This window comes from Microbacterium sp. B24, from assembly GCF_000333415.1.
GTDB lineage: Bacteria > Actinomycetota > Actinomycetes > Actinomycetales > Microbacteriaceae > Microbacterium.
In genome coordinates this window covers 1-1,905 of the sequence record NZ_BADB01000246.1, presented here as the reverse complement: position 1 = coordinate 1,905, position 1,905 = coordinate 1, and the positions used below count along the sequence as shown (strand labels likewise).

1 protein-coding gene and 1 pseudogene are annotated in these 1,905 nt (G+C 74.1%); one reads left to right on the top strand and one right to left on the bottom strand.

Features of this window, described 5'->3' with window-relative positions; genetic code table 11:
- Positions 1-1,102 (top strand): annotated as a pseudogene (locus tag I5I_RS06635) (FtsK/SpoIIIE domain-containing protein); the annotation flags it as partial.
- Between the two features lie 26 nt (positions 1,103-1,128).
- On the opposite strand, the gene I5I_RS06630 reads toward I5I_RS06635, so the two are convergent.
- The coding region (locus I5I_RS06630; RefSeq protein WP_036317888.1) for an asparaginase at positions 1,129-1,905 on the bottom strand (777 nt) is incomplete at its 5' end.

Below are 1,905 nucleotides of genomic sequence, written 5' to 3'. Positions count from 1 at the left end.
CGGCGACGTCGATCCACAGCGCGTGCGGATGGCGCGATGCTCCCCGGTCGCGCTCGCGGCGATCAGAGACGCGGCGGGAGACGAACGCGCGACGGCGCCGTGGCTGCCTCCGCTCCCGCTCGCGGTGGAGCTGGATCAGGTAGCGGTGACCGGTCGAATCGCGCTGGGACTCTCGGACGAGCCGCAGCGGCAGCGCCAAGCGCCCGTGCTGCTGCCGCGGGCGGCGACGGCGCTGGCGGTGATCGGAGCACCGGGAAGCGGTCGCTCGTCCTTGCTGCGCGCCGTCGCCCGCCAGCTGCCGCACGCGCCGACGTGGGTCCCCGGCGACCCCGAGGCCGCGTGGGACGCTGTCGCCGCCGCCGTGGACCGGCGCGCGGGGGCGGGCGTGGTCGTCGACGACCTCGACGCGCTCCTGGCGCGCTATCCCACCGACTATGCGGCGGAGATGATGTCGCGCATCGAGCGGCTCGTGCGTGACGCGGGGCAGACCGGAGGCCTCGTGGTCTTCTCGGCGGCGCGATGCGCAGGGCCGCTCGCCCGCCTGCTGGATCTGGTTCCGCACCGCGCCATCCTGTCGTTGGCGACGCGCGCCGACCACGTGGCGGCTGGGGGTGAGGGGGCCGACCATGACCGCGATCAGCCGCCCGGGCGGGGGCGATGGGGCCGCCTCCTGGTGCAGTTCCTCCACGACGGCGCCCGCGCGACCGCGCCAGGGCACGCCTCCCCGCCGCCGACCTGGAATCCCGGCGAAGCCGGCCCGGCCGGTCTGGTGGTCGCGCCCGGGTTCGCCCGTGACGCGCTGAATCGCGCGAGCGTGGAACGCGATGTTCCGATCGTCGGCGTCGCCGACGCCGCGACGTGCAGCGCGACCGGGGGACGGGCACTCGTCGTCGGCACGCCCGAGGAGTGGCTCGCCCACTGGAAGCTCCTGGGCGAACTGCGCACGCGTCATGAGCTGGTCGTCGCCGCAGAGTGCATCGCGGACTATCGTGCCCTCACGGGCCGACGGGACCTGCCCGTCTACGCCGCTGCGGGTGCCGGCCGCGCCTGGCGACTCGCGCCGGACGGCGTCGCTCAGCGCGTCCTGCTGCCCCGGCCGTGAGCGGCCGTGGACCGGAACGCGAGGGATCAGACGGTGGGACGGATGCGTCCCACCTCGCGCCCTCCACCGGTGATCTCCAGCGGCAGCTGGTCGAGCGTCGCGGCGACGTCCGCCGACGACAGGGCGCCGACGCGCTCCAGCAGACGGATCGCGACGGCCGTCGCGACGCGGCCACTGCCGTCCAGCGTCTTCAGGGCCACCGTCGCGCCGTTGGGGGCCGTCATGATCATGATCCCCTCGGCGCCCCCCTTGGCGAAGACGCCGAGCCGCTCGATCGCGATGGTGTCCGGGCGGCCCGGCCCGTCGATCGCCCACGGGTTCTCGCGGACCGCGCGCACCAGCGCTCCGGCCAGACGGTGCAGGGCGAAGGGGGAGCGCTCCGAGGCGGTGCCGATCCGATGCGCGGCGCGGGCGAGGGCGGTCAGGCTCATGGCGTACACCGGTGCTCCGCAGCCGTCGATCGCGGTGGTGGAGATCTTCGTCCCCGTGAGCCGTTCGATGACCTCACGGATATGCACCTGCAGCGGATGCTGCGGGTCGAGGTAGCTCTCGATGTCCCACCCGTTCGCGGTGCAGGCCAGCAGCATCGTCGCATGCTTTCCGGAACAGTTCATGCGAATACGCCCCGGCTGTCCGAGTTCGCGCACGAGCTCATCGCGCGTCGCCGTGTCGCCGGGCCACGCGGGCGGGCACTGGAGGTGGTCCTCGCCGAGACCGGCGGTCGCGAGGATCTCCCGGACGACGGCGGCGTGGCGGTCGGTTCCGCTGTGGCTGGACTCTAGAGGATCCCCGGGACCGAGCTC